Source organism: Nonomuraea sediminis, from assembly GCF_018531495.1.
Lineage (GTDB): Bacteria > Actinomycetota > Actinomycetes > Streptosporangiales > Streptosporangiaceae > Nonomuraea > Nonomuraea sediminis.
The window spans coordinates 30,310-48,327 of the sequence record NZ_JAHDTI010000018.1 but is presented as its reverse complement, the minus strand read 5'-3'; the positions used below and the strand labels follow the sequence as shown (position 1 = coordinate 48,327).

Sequence of the window (18,018 nt, the reverse complement as noted above, 5' to 3'; positions counted from 1 at the left end):
GGGCGTGGAGAAGGTGAAACAGGCGCGGGCGCATGTGGCCCGCCTGGAGTTGAGCGCGGCCCAGGTGGCGGTGCTGGACGGACAAGCGCACACCGCCCGCGCGCTGTGGAACCTGCTGCACGAGTACTTCACCTTCCGGCAGGCCCGGTTCGCAACGTTGAAGGAGTGTGACGAGGCAATCCGGGCGGCTCGCCGTGAGATCGACTGGATGGGCCAACTGCCCGCCCAGGCGGCTCAGGCGGTGTTGAAGACCTATCGGCAGGCGTGGGTGAACTTCTTCAACCCTGATCACCCCGCCAAACGCCCGACGTTCAAGGCCCGGTTCCGATCCCGGCCGGCCGTCGATGTGCCCCAGGCCCGCGACCTGCAGATCAAGCGGGTCAACCGGCGGTGGGGTGCGGTCAACCTGCCCAAGGTCGGGCGGGTGCGGTTTCGATGGACCAAGGGCCTGCCCGGCGTCACCAAGGCCGGTCCGGCCGGGCGGATCACCGGAGCCCGGCTGGTCAAGGACGCCTGCGGCTGGCAGATCGTGTTCCGGACCGAGACCATGGCCGATCCGCTCATGGACACCCATCCCGGCCCAGCCGTGGGGATCGACCGGGGGATCACCGTCGCCTTGGCGTTGTCGGACCAGACCACGCGTGAGCACGGCCCCTGGCTCACCGGCGGCGAGCGCGAACATCTGCGACGCCTGGAGAAGAAGTCCGCCCGCCAGCGCGCGGCCCAGACTTCCGGACAGCGGACCTCTCATCGGCTGGGGCGCACCTATGACCAGATGGCCAGGCTCCGCGCGACAGCCAAGCGCCGAGCGGTTAACTGGCAGCACCAGACCACCACCGAACTCGCTGACACCTTCAGCGTGGTCGTGGTGGAGGATCTGAAGATTACGACCATGGTCCGCTCTGCCAAGGGCACGATCGAACAACCCGGCCGGAACGTGGCGCAGAAGGTAGGGCTGAACCGCGCCATCACCGGCGAGGCGTGGGGCCGAACGGTCACCCTGCTGGAGTACAAAACCCGTGATCGCGGCGGGCTGGTGGCGAAGGTCCCCGCCCCGGGCACGTCGCAGACCTGCCACCGGTGCGGGCACCGCGACGCGGCCTCCCGCCACGGCACCCGGTTCTCGTGCGCCAATCCCGTGTGCGGGTGGACCGGCCACGCCGACACCAACGCCGCGATCAACATTCGCAACGCCGCAGGAACTGTGGTGTCAGGACGTGGAGACCTCGGGGCTGCCCGGTCTGCGAAGCGTCAACCCCCGCGCGCCGCTTAACTGCGACGCGACGAGAGAATCTCCGGCCTTATAGGCCGGGGAGGAGTTCAATGCCACCGCAACACGATTCATTCATTCATCATTCATCCAGCCAGCACCGCTTCGCCCGCTTCCACGCCATCACCGGCCGTGACGTCCGCCGCCCTGCCGACGCCGCCGTCGTCGCCCTCGCCCTCCGCGCCGACGGCCTGTGAGCGCCCGCAAGCCGGCGAGGGCTAGGCGTCGCGGAGCTTCTTGAGCAGGAGGATGTCCTCGCGGTGCCCGGGGGCCTTGCCCGGGGTCTCGATGCAGATCGGCACGCCCGCCGCGACCGGGTGACGCATGAGGTCGGCGAAGGGCTGGGAGCCGATGTGGCCCGCCCCGATGTTCTCGTGACGGTCCTTCTTCGACCCGCACACGTCCTTGGAGTCGTTGGCGTGCACCAGCTTCAGCCGCCCAGGAGCGATGGCGTGCAGCGCCTCGAGCGTCTCCGACACGCCGCCCTCGGCCGCCAGGTCGTGGCCCGCGGCGAAGGCGTGGCAGGTGTCGAGGCAGACGTTGGCGCGCGGGTGCCACTCGAGCGCGGCCAGGTAGGGCTCGAGGTCCTGGACCGTGGCGCACAGCATCGCGCCCTGGCCGGCCATGGGCTCGAGCAGCAGGTCGGGGCCGCCTTCGGGGATCTCCTCGAGCAGCGGGAGCAGGTGCTCGCGCAGCTGGCGGAAGGCGTCGTCGCGTGACTGGGTGACGGCCGAGCCGGTGTGCACGACCACGCCCTTGGCCCCGGTCTCGACGCCCCGCCGCAGCGTGTAGCGGGTGATGGCGATCGAGTTCGCCAGCGTCTCCGGGCTGGGGGAGCCGAAGTTGACCAGGTAGGGCGTGTGGATGAAGGAGACGACGCCCGACTCGGCCAGCGCCGCGTCCTCCTCGGGCTTGCCCGCCGTCAGCGCCCAGCCCCGCGGGTTGGTGACGAACACCTGGATCATTTCGGCTTCGATCTCGGCCATGTACTTCAGGCCGCCCGTCGCCAGGCCGCCGGCGACGGAGACGTGCCCGCCGATCAGGGATTTCACGGTGCCCAGTCTAGGCGCGCCAGAACTTTCCCAAGCCGGGGTACGTCCAACCGGCCATGATCAGTATCGCGCTCTCCCTGGCGCTCGCGCTCGCCCCGGTGACCAGCGAGATTCCCCGGGACTTCCTGCTGACCGAGCCCCAGGCCCGCAAGCCGCAGACCCCCGACGAGGCGTACGAGGGGGGATACAAGATCAGCGACAAGCTCACGAAGCCGCTGGAGCTGAACCCCTGCAACCGGCGCCGTGCCGCCGACGCCGGCCGGGTGGCCGCGCGCACCATCACCTACTGGAGCAGCGCGCCCAGCGGCTCCTCCGAGCAGTTGATCCTCTACAGGAACCCCCGGGCCGCGCACGCCGCGCTCACCCAGTTGCGCACCGACGTCAAGCGGTGTGCGCGCAGGGGCGACCCGTCGTCACCGCAGCTGCGGATCCGCTGGCGGACGACCAAGGTCAAGGTGGGTGACGAGGCAGCGGGTATGGGCTACACGACCCGGCAGGACGGCTCCGTGATCCAGACGATCACCGGCGTCGCCGCGCTCCGGGGAAGCGCCCTGATGATCTACACAACCACCGACGGATACTACGAGCCCGGCGGACTGACCAAGGACGCCAGGAAGATGGCCGCCAAGGTGTGCGGCCTGCCCGGCGTGTGCTAGCCCAGGCGCAGCGCCAGGAAGAAGTCCACCCGGTCCTCCAGCCGTGACAGGTCGCGGCCTGTGAGGTCCTGGATGCGCTGGATCCGGTAGCGCAGCGTGTTGACGTGCACGTGCAGCAGCTCGGCGCACTTCGTCCACGACCCCGAGCACTGCAGGAACGCCTCGAGCGTCCGCACCAGGTCCGCCCGGTGCACCTGGTCGTAGGAGCGCAGCGGATCGAGCAGCCGGACCCGGAACATGTGCCGCACGTCGTCGGGCACCGAGGCGAGCAGCAGCACGTGCGTGGCCAGCTCGTCATGGCCGACGACCGCGTCGGGCTCGGCCCGCCCCTCGGCCATCCGCCGCGCGTACCTGGCCTCCTCCACGGCCCCGCGCAGCCCGGTGACCTGCGCCGTCCCGCTCACCCCCACGGTCAGATGGCAGCCGCCCAGCCCTGGGGCCAGGGCGTGTACGGCGGCGCGGATGCGGGCCGTGGCATCGCCCTCCGAGGCGGGCACCAGCGCGACCGCCTCGCCCTCCACGATCCCGATGACCGTGGCGGCCGAGCCGTACAGGATCTCCTTGACCACCGCGCGCAGCTCGCCGGGGCGCAGGCCGCCGTCGGCGGTGGCGGCCACGGCGACGTAGCCGTCGGCGCCTGCCAGGCCGGTGACCTGCAGGCGGGGCAGGATGTCGCTGGGTCTGCCGTCGGTCATGACCAGGCGGACCAGTTCCTGCGCGATGCGGCCCTCGGGGCTGTGGCGGTCGTCCTGGCGGACCTTCTCGAGCGCGGCGACCGCGGCCAGTTCCCCGGCCATCGCGCGCCGCTCCTCGCTCCAGTCGTCGAAGGAACCCTCGAAGGCCACGAACCAGTCGGCCACCCGCGAGGTCGTCTGCTCGTCCACCGGGAAGATCGTGTAGCCGCCGCGCACGCACGGCAGCCGCTTGGCCGTCAGGAACGCCCTGGCCAGGTCGCGCGCGGCGGACTCGGGCAGCGTGTGCGAGCCGGACACCAGCCGCCCTGACGGGGTGAGCACCCAGCAGCGCATGCCCAGGTCGCGGCCGATCATCGCGAGCACCGGGTCGAGCCCCGCGCCGGAGACCAGCTGCCTGTGGCGGTCGAGCACCGCCTTGACGTCGGAGGCCCGCGCGCCCGACAGCCGCCGCACGATGTGCTCGGTGACCTCGGCGAACCCGAGCGCCTGCGGCACGTGGAACAGCGGCACCCGGTGCCGGCGGCAGGCGTCGATCAGGTCCTGCGGCAGGTCGCCCGAGCGGGCCTCGCAGGCGCCGAGCCCTGACACCCCGGCGGCGGCGAGCGCGGCCACGAACGTCTCGCTGTCGGCGGGCGTGCGCCGCCAGATCAGCCCGGTCAGCACCAGCTCGCCGCCGGTCAGGTACCGTCCTGGGTCGAGCAGGTCGGTCGTCACGACCCAGCGCAGCGGCCGGTCGAGCTCGTCCTGGCCGACGATCGTGGACAGGCCGAGCTCCGGCATCTCCAGCAGCGCGTTGAGTCGCATACCACATCCCTTGCCTCGCTTGCCGCGAGACTACCTACAGGTTAACTGCCGGCGAACTTGGAGCATGACACGAAAAGTCCTGGCCAACGGCTGGACCACTTCGGAGTTCTTGCGGATGGACCGGGCAGGACGGCCGTGTGTGTACTGCTGACATGCCCAATTCGCTCGCCGACTTCAACGTGCGGGATCCGGACGAGGCCGAGCGCGACCTGCTCGCCTGCTGCGCCTCCCGCGCCTTCGCCAGGTCCGTCGCCGCCCGGCGTCCCTACCGGGACCTGGCCCAGCTGACCGCCGCCGCCGACTCCGCCGTACGCGCCCTGGACTGGCCCGACGTGCTGGAGGCGCTGTCGGCCCACCCGCGCATCGGCGAGCGCAGCCAGGAGGCGTGGTCGCGGCAGGAGCAGTCGGGCGTGGAGGACGACCTCCGCCCGGCGCTGGCGGAGGGCAACCGCGCCTACGAGGAGCGCTTCGGCCACGTCTACCTGGTCTGCGCCACCGGCCTGACCGGCACGCAGATGCTCACGAAGCTGCGCGATCGGCTGGACAACGACGAGGAGACCGAGCGCAAGGTCGTCGGCGACGAACTGGCCAAGATCACCTGCCTGCGGATGGCCAAGCTGGTGGGCGCATGACCTTCTCCACCCACGTCCTCAACGCCGCCACCGGACTCCCCGAGGCGGACGTGGCCGTAACACTGGAAAAGGACGGAAGGGTCCTGCACGAGGGCCGCACCGACGCCGACGGCCGCATCAAGGGCTGGAACCCGGGCGAGGGCGTCCACCGCGTCACCTTCCGCGACCTGCCGAGCACCTTCTACCCCGAGGTCGTCATCGCCTTCCGCATCGACGACCCCGGCCGCCACTACCACATCCCGCTGCTGATCAGCCCGTTCGCCTACTCCACCTACCGAGGGAGCTAGCCCCGTGTCAGTAATCCTGGGCCCCAACCGCTACGGCAAGGCGGAGACCAGGCTCGTGCGCGTCGTCAGGGACGGCGACGTGCACCACCTCAAGGATCTCAACGTCTCCTCCTCCCTGTCGGGCGACATGGAGGAGGTCCACCTGACCGGCAGCAACGCCGCCGTACTGCCCACCGACACCCAGAAGAACACCGTCTACGCCCTGGCCAGGAAGCACGGCGTGGACCAGATCGAGGACTTCGCCCTCCTGCTGGCCAGGCACTTCGTGTCCACCCAGCCCACCATCCACCACGCCAGGGTCGCCATCGAGGAGTACTCGTGGGACCGCGCGGGCGACCACTCCTTCGTCAGGAACGGCACGGAGGTCCGCACCTGCGTGGTCCACCACGACCGCGACGGCCGCACCACGGTCGTCTCCGGCCTGAAGGACCTGGTCGTCCTCAACTCCACCGGCTCGGAGTTCCACGGCTACATCGTCGACGAGTACACCACGCTCCAGCCGACCACCGACCGCATCCTGGCCACCGCGGTCTCCGCCGAGTGGCGGCACGTCTCCGACAGGTCGGACTTCGCCAAGTCCTATGAGGACGTACGGCGGGCCCTGCTGGAGGCGTTCGCCGGCACCCACAGCCTGTCCCTGCAGCAGACGCTCTACGCGATGGGCGAGCGGGCGCTGAACGTGCGCGACGACCTGGCCGAGATCAGGTTCGCGATGCCGAACAAGCACCACTTCCTGGTGGACCTGACGCCGTTCGGCCTGGACAACGACAACGAGGTCTACTACGCCGCCGACCGCCCCTACGGCCTGATCGAGGGGACCGTGCTGCGGGACGACGCGCCCGACGCCGGCTTCGCCTGGGAGTAAGAGACATGGAATTCCTGCGGCCCACCACGTGGGCGGAGGCGCTGGCCGCCAAGGCGGACCAGCCGGACGCGATGCCCATCCAGGGTGGCACCGACGTCATGGTCGAGATCAACTTCGACGTGCACAGGCCCCCCGCGCTGCTCGACCTCAACCAGGTCGCGCCGCTGCGGGAGTGGTCGGTGGAGGACGGCGTCTACCGGATCGGCGCGGGCGTGCCGTACGCGCGGATCATCGAGGAACTGGGCGAGCAACTGCCCGGGCTGGCTCAGGCGTCCAGGACCGTCGGCTCGCCGCAGATCCGCAACCGCGGCACCGTGGGCGGGAACCTCGGCGCGGCCTCCCCGGCCGGTGACAGCCATCCGCCGCTGCTCGCGGGGGACGCGGTGGTCGAGGTGGAGTCGCGTGACCGGGGCGTGCGGCTGATCCCGGCGCACGAGTTCTACCTCGGCGTGAAGCGGTCGGCGCTGCAGCCGGACGAGCTGATCAAGGCGATCCACGTGCCCGCGGCGCGGGGCCCGCAGTACTTCTCCAAGGTCGGCACCCGCAACGCCATGGTCATCGCGGTCTGCTCGTTCGCGATCGCCCTCTACCCCGAGGAGCGGCGGGTCGGCACCGGGATCGGCTCGGCCGCGCCCACCCCGCGCAGGGCGCTGGAGGCGGAGGCGTTCCTGGCCGACGAGGCCGACTGGCACGCCCCGCTCGACGAGGCGGTGCTGCGCCGCTTCGGCGAGCTGTGCTCGGGCGCCGCCTCGCCGATCGACGACGTGCGCGGCACCGCCGACTACCGCAGGCACGCCATCGGCGTGATGGCCCGCCGCACGCTCGGCTGGGCGTGGAACGACTACCTGGGAAGGAGGGCCGCCTGATGCGCGTGGCCTTCAGCGTGAACGGTCGCGAGGAGACCGTCGACGACGTGTGGGAGGGCGAGAGCCTGCTCTACGTGCTGCGCGAGCGGGTCGGGCTGCCCGGCTCGAAGAACGCCTGCGAACAGGGCGAGTGCGGCTCCTGCACGGTCTACCTGGACGGCACGCCCGTCTGCTCCTGCCTGGTCGCCGCCGGGCAGGCCGAGGGCAGGCAGGTGCGCACCGTCGAGGGCCTGGCCGAAGGCGACCGGCTCGACGCGGTCCAGGAGGCCTTCGTCGAGTGCGGCGCGGTTCAGTGCGGCTTCTGCACGCCCGGCCTGATCGTCCAGGCGCACGACCTCATCGCCCGCGTCGACCAGCCGTCCGACGCCGAGATCCGCGAGGCGCTCGCGGGCAACCTCTGCCGCTGCACCGGCTACGAGAAGATCCTCGACGCGGTACGGCTGGCCGCCTCCAGGAAGGCCGCCGCACAGTGATCATCGAGAATGTCTACATCGCTCCGGTGGTCGGGCCCGAGATCGCGTCCGGATATATCCGGATCGAAGGGGATCTGATCGCGGAGATCGGGTCCGGGGTTCCAGAAAGCCGGGACCCGGACAGGATCGACGGCCGCGGCTGCCTGGCCACCCCAGGACTGATCAACACTCACCACCACCTCTACCAGTGGGCCTCGCAGGGCCTGGCGCAGGACGCCACGCTGTTCGAGTGGCTGGTGGCCCTCTACCGGGTGTGGGGCGCAATGGACGCCGAGGTGGTGCAGGGCGCGGCCACCGCCGGGCTCGGCTACCTGGCCCTGTCGGGCTGCACGACCTCCAGCGACCACCACTACGTCTTCCCCAGCGGGCGAGGCGACCTGTTCGCCGCCGAGATCGAGGCCGCCCGCGAGCTGGGCATCCGGTTCCACCCGGCGCGCGGCTCCATGGACCGCGGGCAGTCGCAGGGCGGCCTGCCGCCGGACGCCGTCGTGGAGGACCTGGACACGATCCTGGCCGCCACCGCCGAGGTCGTCGACCGCTACCACGACCCGTCGTTCTCCTCCATGCTGCGCGTCGCGGTCGCGCCCTGCTCGCCGTTCTCCGTCAGCGCCGAGCTGATGACCGAGGCCGCGGCGCTGGCCAGGGCGAAGAACGTGCGCCTGCACACCCACCTGTGCGAGACCCTCGACGAGGAGGAGCACTGCCTGGAGCAACTCGGCATGCGGCCCGTCGACTACATGGAGAAGCTCGGCTGGCTGGGGCCCGACGTGTGGTTCGCGCACACGGTGCACCTCAGCGACGCCGACATCGACCGCTTCGCCCAGACGGGGACCGGTTCGGCGCACTGCCCGTCGTCGAACGGGCGCCTCGGCGCCGGCATCGCCCGGGTCTCCGAGATGCTCAGGCGCGGCGCCAACGTCGGGCTCGGCGTCGACGGCAACGCCTCCTCCGAGCTGACCACGCTGTCGGGCGAGATGCGGCAGGCACTGCTGTTCCAGCGGGCCGCTCACGGACCGACCGCGCTCACCGCCCGCCAGGCGCTGGAGATGGCCACCATGGGCGGCGCGCGTAACCTGGGCCGCTCCGGCGAGCTCGGCTCGCTCGAGGCGGGCAAGCTGGCCGACATCGCGCTGTGGCGGACGGACTCCTTCGCCGCGGCCGTCGACGACCCGGTATGCGCGCTGGTGTTCGCCACCCGGCAGCCGCCGCTGGCCAGGCTCCTGGTCGGCGGCCGGACCGTCGTCGAGGAGGACGAGCTCAAGACCGTCTCCCAGGACGCCGCCGGGCGGGCGGGCGCCGAGGCGCACCGCCGGCTGATGCGCCTGGCCGAGCAGCAGGGATTCGCCGCCGCCAAGGAGGTACACACGTGACGACCCCGCTACGCGCACCGCACGAGATCGTCGCGCCCGGCAACGGGGGAGTGGGCGAGAGCACGCTCAGGCCCGACGGGACGCTCAAGGTCAGGGGCGAGTTCGCCTACGCCTCCGACCTGTGGGTGGACGGCATGCTGTGGGGCGCGACGCTGCGCAGCCCGCATCCCCGGGCGCGCATCGTGTCCATCGACGTCGCGCCCGCGCTCGCCTATCCGGGGGTGCACGCCGTACTGACCCATGAGGACGTGCCGGGACGCAAGCACTACGGCGAGGACCACACCTGGGACCAGCCCGTGCTGGCCATCGGCGAGGTACGGCACCAGGGCGAGCCCATCGCGATCGTCGCGGCCGACCACCCCGAGACCGCGCGGCGGGCGCTGGGGAAGATCGCGATCGAGTGGGAGATCCTGGAGCCGCTCACCGACTCCCGGCGGGCCGCGCTCGACCCCTCGTATCCGCAGGTCCAGGAGCGGACCAACCCCGCGCGCCACCAGCCGGTGATCGTCGGGGACGTCGCGGCGGCCAAGCCGCTGGCCGACGTCGTGGTCAGCGGCGACTTCGAGGTCGGCATGCAGGACCAGGCCTTCCTCGGGCCCGAGTCCGGGCTGGCCATCCCCGCCGAGGATGGCGGGCTCGACCTCTACGTCGCCACCCAGTGGATGCACAACGATCTCAGCCAGATCGGGCCGTGTCTCGGCTTGTCTGATGATCAGATCAGGATGACGCTGTCCGGCGTCGGCGGGGCGTTCGGCGGGCGCGAGGACCTGTCGGTGCAGATCCACGCCGGGATGCTGGCGCTGCGCACCGGCAAGCCGATCAAGATGGTCTACAACCGGCACGAGTCGTTCTTCGGGCACGTGCACCGGCACCCGGCGCTCATGCGTTACGAGTACGGGGCCTCCCGCGACGGGAAGATCCTCTACGCCGAGGTGGAGATCATCCTCGACGGCGGCGCCTACACCAGCGCCACCCTCAACGTGGTCGGAAACGCCGCCTCGCTCGCCGTCGGACCCTACGAGATCCCCAACGTCCGCGTCGACGCCTACGGCGTCTACACCAACAACCCGCCGTGCGGGGCGATGCGCGGCTTCGGCGCCGTGCAGGCCTGCTTCGCGCACGAGTCGATGATGGACAGAGTCGCTGCGGCCTGCGGTCTCGACCCGGTGACCGTCCGCCAGGTCAACGCCTGCTCCCAGGGCTCGGTCCTGGCGACCGGCCAGGCGATCCACGCGCCGCTGCCGATGGCCGAGATGCTCGGCCAGGCGCGCTCGCTGCCCATGCCTGCGCCGTTGGACATCTCCGACATCCGCCATCTGCCCGGCGGCGCCTCCCAGACCACCCACGGCGAGGGAGTGCGGCGCGGCGTCGGCTACGGCGTCGGCATCAAGAACATCTGCTTCTCCGAGGGCGCCGACGACTACTCCACCTGCCGTGTCCGGCTGGAGGTCATCGGCGGGGTCGCCACCGCGCTCGTGCACACCGCCGCGGCCGAGGTCGGCCAGGGGCTGGTGACCATCGAGGCCCAGATCGCTCGCACCGAGCTGGGAATCGAGCACGTGGTCATCCATCCGGCCGACAACCAGGTGGGCGACTCGGGGTCCAGCTCCGCCTCGCGGCAGTCGTACATGACCGGGGGAGCGGTCAAGGAGGCCTGCTCCGCCGTACGGGAGAGTCTCTTCGCCCTTGCGGTAGCCCGATTCGGCGCTTACGACGATTTGTCGCTCGTCGGGGGAAAAATCATCTCTCAGCGGGACGGGGTGCTGGCCACCGTCGAGGACGTGCTCGGCTCCGAGGTCATCGAGGAGACCCGCGAGTTCCACCACCACCGGACCACCGGCATGGACCCGGTGACCGGTCAGGGCTCCACCCACACCCAGCTGGCGCTCTGCGTGCACAGGGCCGTGGTCGACGTCGACGTCGAGCTCGGCCTGGTCAAGGTGGTCGAGCTGGCCGCCGTACAGGACGTCGGGAAGATCCTGAACCGTCTCTCGCTCGAGGGGCAGATCCACGGGGCCACCGCCCAGGGGCTCGGCCTCGCGGTGATGGAGGAGATCGTGGTCACCGACGGGAAGGTACGCAATCCATCGTTCACCGACTACCTGATCCCCACCATTCTCGACATGCCGCCCATGCGGCTGGAAATTCTCGAGAACGCCGACCCGCTCGCCCCATACGGGCTGCGCGGAGCCGGAGAGCCACCCACGCTCTCCTCCACTCCTGCGATCGTCGCCGCCATCCGCGACGCCACCGGGCTCGCACTCAACCGAGTGCCGGTTCGACCGGAGCACATCTCCGGCAGGTGAGTTGATCAACAGGGGCAGCCCGCACCCCCCCAGCTCTGCGGGAGAGACTCCACAACCGCACCGAACCGCGTGGCGGGGCCCGTATGCCCGCGCCACAGGTCGACTATGCCCGCTAGGAGGGCCCGACCATGACCCGACTGGATACCCGCCCGCGCACGTTCTTCGATCTGCCCGGGCGGGAGACCACCGTGGGCAGGGAGGTACGCGGCGGCCTGACCACGTTCTTCGCCGTCGCCTACATCGTCCTGCTCATCCCGATCATCCTCAGCGGCGCCAAGGACGTCACCGGCGCCACGCTGACCATTCCGCAGCTCACCACCGCCGTCGCGCTGTCGGCGGCGCTGACCACGATCCTCATGGGGCTGGTGGGCAACGCGCCCTTCGCCCTGGCCTCAGGACTCGGGGTGGCGCCCGTCGTCGCCTTCCAGGCCGCGCCGCACATGAAGTGGGACCAGGCCATGGGGCTGGTCGTGCTCGAAGGCGTGGTCATCGTGGTGTTCGCGCTGACCGGCATCAGGCAGCTCGTCATCGACGCCATCCCCACGCCGCTCAAGCACGCCATCGGCGTCGGGATCGGCATGTTCATCGCGCTCATCGGCCTGGTGGACGCCGGCTTCGTGGGCAGGGGCGAGGGCACGCCCGTCGTCCTGGGTACGGGCGGGCACCTGGCGGGCTGGCCGATCGTGGTGTTCTGCGCGGGGCTGCTCGTCATGATCGCCCTCTACGCGCTGCGGGTGCCGGGCGCGATCCTGGTCAGCATCGTCTTCGCCACGGTCCTGGCCATCGTCATCAACGCCGTGGTGCCGGGTCTCAAGTGGGGGGTCGTGACCCCGTCGATGCCCTCCACGATCATCGCAGTTCCTGATTTTTCACTACTTGGTCAGGTTGACCTGTTCGGTGGGTTCGGGTCGGCAGGGATCCTCACGGCCACCGTGGTGCTGTTCACGCTGGTGCTGTCCGGGTTCTTCGACGCGATGGGCACGATCATCGGCGTCGGCGAGGAGGCCGGGCTCGCGGACGCCAACGGCCAGATCAAGGGGATGAGCAAGATCCTGACGATCGATGGCCTGGGCGCCATCATCGGCGGCGCCACCGGCGCGTCGGCCAACACGGTCGTCGTCGAGTCGGCCGCCGGGGTTGGGGAGGGCGCTCGCACCGGCCTCGCCAGCCTCGTCACCGGCGGGCTCTTCGCCGGGGCCATGTTCCTCACGCCGCTGGCCGCCGTCGTGCCCTCACAGGCTGCGGCGCCCGCGCTCGTGCTGGTCGGCGCGCTCATGATGACGGCCGCCCGCAAGATCGACTGGAACGACCTGGACCTGGCGATCCCGGCCTTCCTCACGATCGCCCTCATGCCGTTCACGTATTCAATCACCAACGGAGTCGGCGCTGGGGTCCTCACGTTCACCGTCATCAAGGCGGCGCGCGGGAGGTGGCGCGAGATCCACTGGCTGCTGTGGGTCATCAGCGCCGTCTTCCTGGCCTACTTCGGCATCGACTTCATCGAACACCTCTTCACCTGACCCGATGCCTCCCCGGCCCCTGTCTTCGCCCCAGGATTCTGCTCGGCTGTTGTGCGGCTTGTCTGGCGTCTGTCCGGTTCTCGTGCGGCTTGTCCGGTGTCTGTCCTGCGCATGCGTGGCCTGTCCGGCTCCTGTACGGCAGGCCGTGGGAACCCGCCGCCCGCCACACGGGGCCGGGGACGCGCCTCCGGCGTGTCCCTCACGGCGGACCACTGCCCCGCCGCCACGGCGCAAGGTCACGTGGCCCAGGGGGACCAGAGGAGCCAGGGGCCGTCCCTAGGCCCGAGCCCGGGCGCGTCCTGGGCCGCGGGTTCGCGGTGCCGGCGTTCTTGGGTGCCCCGGCCTTGGGTCCGGGTGTCCGGGTCCGGGTGTCCGGGTCCGGACGTGCCAGGTCCGGGCATGCCCCAGGCCCCGGTCCGGAGTGCTCGGGTCAGGGCGTGCTCCGGGTTCTGGGTTCGTGGTGCTGGGGTCCGGGCTGGTCCTGGGGCCTTGGAGACCGGGGTATCCCGGGAATCTGGGGCGTTGAGGCGCACGGGTCGGGGGTGTCGTGGGTGCCTGGGTTTGGGCGTCGTAGCGGCTGCCCGGCTTGCGCGCCCGAGGGGCGTCTCCCTGGAGGGGGATCGGCCGGAGTGCGGTGACTGGCGGTGGGGTGGCTTGCCGTACAAGAACCTGAAGGGAGAGACCCGTGCGGGAGATCGCGAGCGAGCTGCGGGAGTGGATCGCCGAGGGGCGGCGGTTCGCCGTGGCCAGCGTGGTGGCGACAGGCGGGAGCGCGCCGCGGCCCGTCGGGGCGGCGCTGGCGGTGTCCGCGGAGGGCACCGTCGTCGGGAGCGTGTCCGGCGGGTGCGTCGAGGGGGCTGTGTACGAGCTGTGCCTGCAGGCGATCGAGGACCTGAAGCCCGCCAGGCAGGTCTTCGGCTACAGCGACGACGAGGCGTACGCCGTGGGTCTGACGTGCGGGGGCACGATCGAGGTGCTGGTGTGGCCGTACATCCCTGCCAGGGCGGGCAGCCCGGCGGCGGAGGAACTGGCGACGCTCGACGACCACCTGCGCTCGCTGCTGTCCGGCGAGCCGACCACCCTCGTCCGCACCCTGGACGGCACCCCCCGAACGATGGCCGTATGGCCGGACCGCACCCGCGGCACGCTGTGGGACCCACGTCCCGAATCACTGATCGAGGTCTTCGCCGAATCAGGACGTCCACTGGGCATGCTCACCGGACCGCCTGGCGAGCCGCTGACGCAGGGAACGAGAGCTGAGCTGGAACCGCCCGGCGATTCCGGGACCGCACCCGACGCCTCTGAGGAGGTCCCGACCGGGGTTGGGAACCCGGCGGTGGTGCCGGGGATCTCCGGCGGAGCTGGGGACGCGTCTGCGGCGGCTGGTTCGCGGGACGAGGCACCGGTGCGGGAGGTGTCTGGGGGAGTTGAGGGCGCGTCGGTGCCTGTTGGTTCAGGGGCGGTGAGGCGGGGGGTGTCTGGCGATTCTGGGGGCGCGCTCGCGCCTGGCGTCTCTGGGGAGGCCTCGACCGGGGTTGGGAACGAGGCACCGGTGCAGGAGGTGTCCGGGGGAGTTGGGGGTGCGTCGGCGGTGGCTGGGGTGGGGGATGAGGTGGTGGTGCGGGAGGTGCGGGGCATGGTGGGGGCGGGGGTGCGGGAGATCTGCCGGGAAGGGGTGCGGGTGGAGGTGTTCGTGGAGGCGCATGTGCCGCCGCCGCGGATGATCGTGTTCGGGGCCATCGACTTCGCCGCCGCGTTGACCGGGATCGGACGGTTTCTGGGATACCACGTGACGGTGTGCGACGCGCGGCCGGTGTTCGCCACGCGGCGGCGCTTTCCCGACGCGCACGAGGTGGTCGTCGACTGGCCGCACAGGTATCTCGCTCGTACCGAGGTCGACCCGCGCACGGTGATCGCCGTGCTGACCCACGATCCCAAGTTCGACGTACCCGTGCTGGAGGTGGCGCTGCGGCTCGACGTCGCCTACGTGGGCGCGATGGGTTCCCGCCGCACCCATGACGACCGCCTCCACCGCCTCCGCGAAGCCGGCCTCACCGACCGCGAACTGGCCCGCCTCCGCTCACCGATCGGCCTCGACCTGGGCGCCCGCACCCCCGAGGAAACGGCCCTCTCGATCGCCGCCGAATTCATAGCCCTCCAACGCGGCGGCACCACCCAACCCCTGACCACCACCACAGGCCCCATCCACCACGCCGCCTGACCCATCACCGACCGCCTCGACCTGTCGCAGAGGGCGACGGGCTGTACAGCGAGGCCGGCCGCCGCGGGGCTGGCGGTGGCCGGCTGATCGACCGCATGCCCGCCCACGCAGCGATCGCCCTGACCGCCACCGCGATCATCCTCGGCCGCCGACGCCCGAACTCGTCGCCCTGCCCACCACGCCCACGCGACGTAGCCCTGATACACCGCGGCGAAAGCCGTAGCGATTGCCCGCTTGGTTACATCGCCGGCGCAGGGAGGTGGCCGTGTTCTCGGCTCTCGAGGACGACCGCTACGGGGACGTCCACACTGTGCCGTACGGCAAGCTGCCGGAACCGCTGGCCTTCATGCTCGACACCAGCAACCTGATCCAGCGTTCGCCCAGAGGTCTGGCCCCTCAGGTGGAGAGCTTGCGTTCAAGGGGCGTGCGGAAGCGAGGCGTGATCTTGGTGGCGCCGAGCCACGCCGACAGACGGGCCGCTTCTGCCTCGATGGCCGTGCGGGCGTCCGAGCCCACGTCCTCCAGGAGCTCCCAGGCGATCTCGCCCGACTCGCGGGTGGCCCAGCCGCCCACGACCCCGCCGTTCCACCACACCGTGGGACCGACGTTGCCCGTGCGGTCGAAGAGGTCGGCGCGGTGTTCCGCAGGGAGGTACCAGTCGCGTGCCTGCCAGCCCATCGGGGTGGGGTCGAGGGCGGGCAGGAAAGCCGCCCACGGCTCAGGTTCCCCGACCTCGAGGTCGTCGGCCAGGACGTAGCCGGTGCCCTCGTCCAAGGTGACCGGGACGGCGCCCACCGAGGCCAGGGCCTTGCGGACGTCGCCGAGGGTCCAGCCGGTCCACCACTTGATGTCCGCCTCGGTGCCGGGCCCGAAGGCCGCCAGCCAGCGGCGCACCAGCTCCGCCTGCGCCTGGCGGACGTCGACCACCGGGATGTCGCCTGTCAGGGCCCAGCCGTGGGCACCGCTGATCCAGGTGCCGGTGGGGCGGCCCTGCCGTACCAGGGTGCCCTCCATTGCCATCAGGTAGAGCAGGCGCATGCCGACGCTCTGCGTCGTCTCGTAGGACTTGCCGCGGCCGTAGACGATCTGCTCGCGCAGGCCGCCGACGAGGCCACCGAGCTGGGCGCCCGACGCCTCGCCCGCCTCGCGCAGGGCCTCGACCACCGCGGCCTCGACCCCCGACACCCAGGCCGCGTCGAACCCGGACTCCAGCAGCGCCCTGGACAGCGTCTTGCGTTCCTTGGCGGCGATCGCCGCGGCCGAGGACCACTGCACGACGCCCACCAGATCGGACGGCACCACGAACAGCGTGCGCCGCATGCCGGTCATCCGCACCAGCGTCCGCTCGTCGTACAGGGCGCGCTCGACCGCCGAGATGCCGGGCGCGGTGAGCCGGGCGCCCGCAGACAGGTACACGGTCGCCGGGTCGGTCGCGTGCAGCGCGACGACCGACTCGGCCGCCGCCCGCGGATCGTCGAGCCGCCGCGCCAACCCCTGCCGGACGCCCAGCCTGGCCCGCCGCTGCTCCACAGAAATCCGCATGCCTTGGAGGATCGCACACTCCTCACCCCGATTCCGCTACGACGATTGATAGTTGCATCCGATAGGCCTTCCGGATCCCCGCTGTTTCACTGAGTGCAACGAACCCCCAGCACATCAGGAGTCGCCCGTGAACAGCGAGGTGGACGCCCGTCTCCCCATCGCCCAGCTCGGCACGCTTGGCCTGCAGCACGTCCTGGCCATGTACGCGGGCGCGGTGGCCGTCCCGCTCATCGTGGGCGGCGCGCTGAAACTGCCCCCCGACCAGCTGGCCTACCTCATCAACGCCGACCTGCTCGTCAGCGGCATCGCCACGCTCATCCAGTGCGTCGGCGTGTGGCGCTTCGGCATCAGGCTGCCGATCATGCAGGGCTGTACGTTCGCCGCCGTCACGCCGATGGTCATGATCGGAACCGCCCAGGGCGGGCTGCCCGCCGTCTACGGCGCGGTCATCGTCTCCGGGCTGCTCGTCGTGGCCATCGCGCCGTACTTCGCGAAGGTCGTCCGGTTCTTCCCGCCGCTGGTCACCGGCACCATCATCACGATCATCGGCATCTCGCTGCTGCCGGTGGCCGCCCGATGGGCCGCGGGCGGCGTCGGCAGCCCCGGATTCGGCTCGCCCAAGAACATCGCGATGGCCGCGGCCGTGCTCCTGCTCATCCTGGCGATCTACCGCTTCTCCACGGGCTTCCTCAGCCGGGTGGCCGTGCTCGCCGGCATCGCGGCCGGCACGGCGGCGGCGATCCCGCTGGGCTTCACCGACTTCTCCCATGTGGGCGATGCCGCCCTGTTCGGCATCAGCACCCCGTTCGCGTTCGGGCTGCCCACCTTCCAGGCCACCGCGATCATCTCGATGGTCATCGTCATGCTCGTCTCGATGACCGAGACGACCGGCGACTTCGTGGCCGTGGCGGAGATGACCGACTCGGAGCTCACGCCGCGCCGCCTCGCCGACGGGCTGCGCGCCGACGGCTTGTCCACCGCGCTCGGCGGCGTGTTCAACACCTTCCCCTACACGGCGTTCGCGCAGAACGTCGGCCTGGTCGGGCTCACCAAGGTGAAGAGCCGCTGGGTGGTCGCCACCGCCGGTGGCATCCTCGTCGTGCTCGGCCTGATCCCCGTGCTGGGCGCGGTGATCGCCGCCATCCCGCAGCCCGTCCTGGGCGGCGCGGGCATCGCGATGTTCGGTACGGTCGCCGCCTCCGGAATCCGCACGCTGTCCAAGGCCGACTTCGCCCAGAGCCACAACCTCGTCATCGTGGCCGTGGCGATCGGAGTAGCCGCGATCCCGATCGGGGCGCCGACGTTCTACGAGCAGTTCCCCGACTGGGCCAAGATCATCCTCAACAGCGGGATCAGCACGGGCAGCCTGCTGGTGATCGTGCTGAACCTCGTCTTCAACCACGCCCGCTTGGACCAACCCACAAGATGATCCGCGCCTGTCACGCGCAGGTTCGGATCT

Annotated in this window: 15 protein-coding genes and 2 pseudogenes; 14 read left to right on the top strand and 3 right to left on the bottom strand. The window is 70.9% G+C overall.

Annotated features, from left to right (window positions below; translation table 11 throughout):
• Positions 1 to 34: 34 nt before the first annotated feature.
• The gene (locus KIK09_RS49500; protein ID WP_308164766.1) at positions 35 to 1,273 is read left to right on the top strand and encodes an RNA-guided endonuclease InsQ/TnpB family protein; all 1,239 of its coding nucleotides are present in this window, start codon (positions 35 to 37) and stop codon (positions 1,271 to 1,273) included.
• Between the two features lie 50 nt (positions 1,274 to 1,323).
• Positions 1,324 to 1,467, top strand: a complete 144-nt coding sequence (locus KIK09_RS49495) for a helix-turn-helix domain-containing protein (RefSeq protein ID WP_214326552.1) — start codon at positions 1,324 to 1,326, stop codon at positions 1,465 to 1,467.
• A gap of 21 nt (positions 1,468 to 1,488) precedes the next feature.
• Here KIK09_RS49495 and KIK09_RS49490 read toward each other — a convergent pair whose 3' ends face one another.
• Positions 1,489 to 2,322, bottom strand: a complete 834-nt coding sequence (locus KIK09_RS49490) for a deoxyribonuclease IV (protein ID WP_372455798.1) — start codon at positions 2,320 to 2,322, stop codon at positions 1,489 to 1,491.
• A 56-nt stretch (positions 2,323 to 2,378) separates the two neighbouring features.
• Between KIK09_RS49490 and KIK09_RS49485 the strand changes: the two genes are divergently transcribed.
• Positions 2,379 to 2,978, top strand: coding sequence for a hypothetical protein (locus KIK09_RS49485; protein ID WP_214326551.1), 600 nt, complete (start codon positions 2,379 to 2,381; stop codon positions 2,976 to 2,978).
• Here KIK09_RS49485 and KIK09_RS49480 read toward each other — a convergent pair.
• A complete protein-coding gene (locus KIK09_RS49480; RefSeq protein ID WP_214326550.1) occupies positions 2,975 to 4,477 on the bottom strand; it encodes a PucR family transcriptional regulator in 1,503 nt (500 codons plus the stop codon). The two genes, KIK09_RS49485 and KIK09_RS49480, sit on opposite strands and share 4 nt — an antisense overlap.
• Positions 4,478 to 4,629: 152 nt before the next feature.
• Here KIK09_RS49480 and uraD point away from each other — a divergent pair, with 152 nt between their 5' ends.
• The 10 genes and pseudogenes from uraD to KIK09_RS60985 all read left to right on the top strand — a co-directional run.
• On the top strand, positions 4,630 to 5,109 hold the full coding sequence (gene uraD / locus KIK09_RS49475) for a 2-oxo-4-hydroxy-4-carboxy-5-ureidoimidazoline decarboxylase (protein WP_214326549.1): 480 nt from the start codon (positions 4,630 to 4,632) through the stop codon (positions 5,107 to 5,109).
• Positions 5,106 to 5,396, top strand: a complete 291-nt coding sequence (locus tag KIK09_RS49470; RefSeq protein WP_214326548.1) for a hydroxyisourate hydrolase — start codon at positions 5,106 to 5,108, stop codon at positions 5,394 to 5,396. Before uraD ends, KIK09_RS49470 begins: the two co-directional genes overlap by 4 nt.
• Before the next feature lie 4 nt (positions 5,397 to 5,400).
• Positions 5,401 to 6,261, top strand: a complete 861-nt coding sequence (pucL, locus tag KIK09_RS49465) for a factor-independent urate hydroxylase (protein WP_214326547.1) — start codon at positions 5,401 to 5,403, stop codon at positions 6,259 to 6,261.
• A 5-nt stretch (positions 6,262 to 6,266) separates the two neighbouring features.
• On the top strand, positions 6,267 to 7,127 hold the full coding sequence (locus tag KIK09_RS49460) for an FAD binding domain-containing protein (protein WP_214326546.1): 861 nt from the start codon (positions 6,267 to 6,269) through the stop codon (positions 7,125 to 7,127).
• Positions 7,127 to 7,600, top strand: coding sequence for a (2Fe-2S)-binding protein (locus KIK09_RS49455; protein WP_214326545.1), 474 nt, complete (start codon positions 7,127 to 7,129; stop codon positions 7,598 to 7,600). Before KIK09_RS49460 ends, KIK09_RS49455 begins: the two co-directional genes overlap by 1 nt.
• Positions 7,601 to 7,602: 2 nt before the next feature.
• Complete coding sequence (locus tag KIK09_RS49450; RefSeq protein ID WP_214326684.1) at positions 7,603 to 8,970, top strand: 8-oxoguanine deaminase; 1,368 nt, start codon at positions 7,603 to 7,605, stop codon at positions 8,968 to 8,970.
• Positions 8,967 to 11,276 (top strand): xanthine dehydrogenase family protein molybdopterin-binding subunit, encoded by a 2,310-nt coding sequence (locus tag KIK09_RS49445; RefSeq protein ID WP_214326544.1) that lies wholly within the window; start codon positions 8,967 to 8,969, stop codon positions 11,274 to 11,276. Before KIK09_RS49450 ends, KIK09_RS49445 begins: the two co-directional genes overlap by 4 nt.
• A 128-nt stretch (positions 11,277 to 11,404) precedes the next feature.
• A complete protein-coding gene (locus tag KIK09_RS49440; protein ID WP_214326543.1) occupies positions 11,405 to 12,796 on the top strand; it encodes an NCS2 family permease in 1,392 nt (463 codons plus the stop codon).
• A gap of 685 nt (positions 12,797 to 13,481) precedes the next feature.
• A pseudogene (locus KIK09_RS60990) lies at positions 13,482 to 13,697 on the top strand (XdhC family protein); the annotation flags it as partial.
• Positions 13,698 to 14,291: 594 nt separating this feature from the next.
• A pseudogene (locus KIK09_RS60985) lies at positions 14,292 to 15,017 on the top strand (XdhC family protein); the annotation flags it as partial.
• Between the two features lie 396 nt (positions 15,018 to 15,413).
• Here KIK09_RS60985 and KIK09_RS49430 read toward each other — a convergent pair.
• Positions 15,414 to 16,559 (bottom strand): winged helix DNA-binding domain-containing protein, encoded by a 1,146-nt coding sequence (locus KIK09_RS49430; RefSeq protein ID WP_214326541.1) that lies wholly within the window; start codon positions 16,557 to 16,559, stop codon positions 15,414 to 15,416.
• 127 nt (positions 16,560 to 16,686) lie between these two features.
• Between KIK09_RS49430 and KIK09_RS49425 the strand changes: the two genes are divergently transcribed.
• Positions 16,687 to 17,988 carry a nucleobase:cation symporter-2 family protein gene (locus KIK09_RS49425; RefSeq protein ID WP_214326540.1) on the top strand — a complete coding sequence of 434 codons (1,302 nt, stop codon included), beginning with the start codon at positions 16,687 to 16,689 and terminating at the stop codon, positions 17,986 to 17,988.
• Positions 17,989 to 18,018: the final 30 nt, after the last annotated feature.